This window comes from Methylobacterium sp. AC315, assembly GCF_979253755.1.
This window is the reverse complement of the sequence record NZ_CEEDEA010000067.1, coordinates 1-862: the sequence shown is the minus strand read 5'-3', so window position 1 is coordinate 862 and position 862 is coordinate 1. Positions and strand designations below refer to the sequence as shown.

Annotated in this window: 2 protein-coding genes; both read right to left on the bottom strand. The window is 63.5% G+C overall.

Annotated elements, in window-relative coordinates:
- Window positions 1-97: 97 nt before the first annotated feature.
- Window positions 98-301, bottom strand: a complete 204-nt coding sequence (locus tag AC0IY0_RS28725; protein WP_471766475.1) for a hypothetical protein — start codon at window positions 299-301, stop codon at window positions 98-100.
- Window positions 302-312: 11 nt separating this feature from the next.
- Window positions 313-513 (bottom strand): hypothetical protein, encoded by a 201-nt coding sequence (locus AC0IY0_RS28720; protein WP_471766474.1) that lies wholly within the window; start codon window positions 511-513, stop codon window positions 313-315.
- Between the last annotated feature and the right edge of the window lie 349 nt (window positions 514-862).

Sequence of the window (862 nt, the reverse complement as noted above, 5' to 3'; positions counted from 1 at the left end):
ACGAGGCCTTCACGAGCCTCGCCGCCAGCCTCATCACTCTCAACCAGATCAGACGGTTCTGTTAGGCGCTCTAAGGCACGGGCAGGTCATCCACCTCTCATTTTGGTTTGTCGCGCTCCGCTCCAAGGCTCTTTTCGCCCCGAGCGGCCTCTTCCTTTTCCGTACCAGCCCGCTCCATGGGACCGTCCTGCGTCTTGATCGCACCAGTAGCAGTGTCCTGCGGGGTGTTTGCTAAGCCCTCGCTTGTTGGCTTGCCCTGCGGCATCCGCTGAGCCTGCGTGTCGATCGGCTCGTCAGCCATGTACGTCCCTCTCAGATATCGATCTCGCGCTTCACGACCGCCGCCTCGTCCGTACCCTTCTGCGAAAGGCCAACTTCCGGAGCATCGTCTTTCACCGGCAGCGGTGCGTTCGAGCCTACGAACTTCTCTTCTCCGACGCGGGCCCAGCGCTCGGCGTCGTACTCAGTGTTCGCGAGGTCCTGCGTGTTTGCCGTCATTGGTTCGTTGGGCATCGGGCACTCTCCATGACCGAGGTCAACGCGGCGGATGGGACCAAGCTCCCTCTACCTGGCGGGGATGAGGTCCATGGTCGCGCACACAAAAACGGCGGGGCTTACACCCCGCCGCTCATGGATCCATGGCCCGCGGTTGATGCGGATCAATCCTCGTCATCGTCCTCGCGGCGTAGGCGCTCCTCGCGGCGAAGCGGATCGCGCCGCCCGTCGCGGAACTCCTCACGACGGTCCTCACGGCGCATTTCATCTCGGTCGCGCTCGCGCGGTGAGCGCGGTGATCGCCCCCCACAGGGTGGTCCAAAGTTCAAGTTAGTGCGCGGTAGGCCGCTTCACCACGGGTAGCTTG

Bases quoted from the DNA above. Each gene is read 5' to 3' on its own strand.
- AC0IY0_RS28725 (WP_471766475.1), bottom strand. From the start codon at position 301: ATGGCTGACGAGCCGATCGACACGCAGGCTCAGCGGATGCCGCAGGGC.
- AC0IY0_RS28720 (WP_471766474.1), bottom strand. From the start codon at position 513: ATGCCCAACGAACCAATGACGGCAAACACGCAGGACCTCGCGAACACT.